This is a genomic window from Cribrihabitans marinus, from assembly GCF_900109035.1.
Classification (GTDB): Bacteria; Pseudomonadota; Alphaproteobacteria; order Rhodobacterales; family Rhodobacteraceae; genus Cribrihabitans; species Cribrihabitans marinus.
Window position 1 is genome coordinate 1 of the sequence record NZ_FNYD01000030.1, and the last position, 1,805, is coordinate 1,805.

The following is a 1,805-nucleotide window of genomic DNA, read 5'->3' on the forward strand; positions in this document are numbered from 1 at the left end:
CGTCCATTTTGCCGTCCAGTCCTCTGCCTAATCTCGACAGCAGGACTCGCACAGACAGCCTCAGAGCGGCAGGAGGGGATCGGCGAGGCGCTTACTTATGGACGGCCCACAACGTACATCCAAGCAACGCGCAGAAAACGACCGCTTTGAGCCCAACCCGTGAATTCGTTTTATTTCGCTGCGTGCGCACGCATCAGGATCCGTGTCGAAGACACACCATCTCGAACACTGCAACGCAGCACCAAGAGCGACCATTCGTACCTAGTGCAGCACAATTTCGTCAGGGAATGGACGAGATGCGGTACTTTGGAGTTCCCACATAAAATGAGGGCCTATCGCTGGCTGCAGACAGGCTGAACGCATCGAGCGTTTCTTCAACACCAGCAATTTCGAGTTTTTTGTGGCTCTCCCATTTGTAATCGGAGCCAATCGCCGTTTTTGTCTCCACGTCTACCAAAACTGACTCGCCCAGCTTCTTGCATTGACCTTCCAACCGAGCTGCCAGGTTAACAGCGTCACCATAGACCGTAAAAGTTTGCCGTATTTCCGTGCCTATCGTTCCAGTCACGAGGGCGCCACTTGCAATGCCAATACGCACACAGAAGCCATGGTTTTGAGCGATGTTAAGCAATCTCATCGCCGCTTGTATTGCCGCTTCCTCTGGGTTGTCGATCCCAACCGGCGCATTGAATGTGACAAGAAAACCATCGCCGAGGTATGACATGACAATACCGCCCTCTTTCGAAACGGCGTCTGTCGCGTCCGCCAGAAATGCGTCGAGGACGGCGATGACATGCTCCGGGGAATGTGCAGCGGAAAAACGAGTGAACTCCGCGATGTCCATAACCAGTGCGACGCCGCGACTGCGCTGTGGCTGCAATGGCGCTTCGCTCGCGATCAGCTTATGCGCGATTTCTTCCGGGACGTACTTACCTAAGAGGTCACTCACACGCTCACGCACTGAACGCTCGCGGCGCCATTCCAAGTCGGCGGCCACTTGAGCAAAGAAGACTGAACGCGCACGATACACCGCAACAGCAAGGCTGAGTGCGGCAAACATCAACATTGCGGTTTCCTCGATTCTGTTCCCACGCCCGATAAAGTCGATGGACAGGAAGACTTGTTCATAGTCAGCACGGGTCGCATTTGGTGGAATGTCAGCCCAAGAAAACGTCTCTGTCATCTGCGACGCCACCCAGACAAACGCTGCCCACCAGCCAACGACGCACATTGCGCCGGTCCAGATCACCAACCGCCAGGACAGGCTGAGGCAGGAGACGGCCACCAAAGGAAAGAGATAGTAAATCCCGTACGCGCGGAATGCGATGATCTGGGGAACATCATCCGCACGACTGATCGGGATCAGTGCGAAGGTGGCGCAAATCGAAAGCGTATCCACCGCATAGACCAAGTACTTAATCCACCAGCGGTCAAACCGGGTGCCGATCACGCACAAATGTGCAACGCCCATCGCCGTAAAAAGAAGCAAGACGATGATCGCCGCGAAACGCGGCTCAAATTTTGTGAAAACAATCGGTGCGCCGACGTACCAGGCAAAGGCGAGGCCAGTGACAAGCGTGCGACAGGCAATCGCAAGGCGCAGGCCGCGTTGCTCAGCCAACGCCAAACGCCTGGCAGATTCCGTTGCAAAGAGGTCGTCTGCATTAGTCTGCATTGTTTAGTCCTGCGAATTTGCGAAGTTGACCTGAATGTAAGCGCCTCGCCGATCCCCTCCTGCCGCTCTGAGGCTGTCTGTGCGAGTCCTGCTGTCGAGATTAGGCAGAGGACTGGACGGCAAAATGGAC

1 protein-coding gene is annotated in these 1,805 nt (G+C 55.3%); it reads right to left on the minus strand.

Going from position 1 to position 1,805, the window contains the following annotated elements; genetic code table 11:
• Positions 1-280: 280 nt before the first annotated feature.
• On the minus strand, positions 281-1,675 hold the full coding sequence (locus tag BMX57_RS20245; RefSeq protein ID WP_092371732.1) for an adenylate/guanylate cyclase domain-containing protein: 1,395 nt from the start codon (positions 1,673-1,675) through the stop codon (positions 281-283).
• Positions 1,676-1,805: the final 130 nt, after the last annotated feature.

Excerpts from the sequence above, each read along its gene's own strand:
- BMX57_RS20245 (WP_092371732.1), bottom strand. The coding sequence starts at position 1,675 with ATGCAGACTAATGCAGACGACCTCTTTGCAACGGAATCTGCCAGGCGT.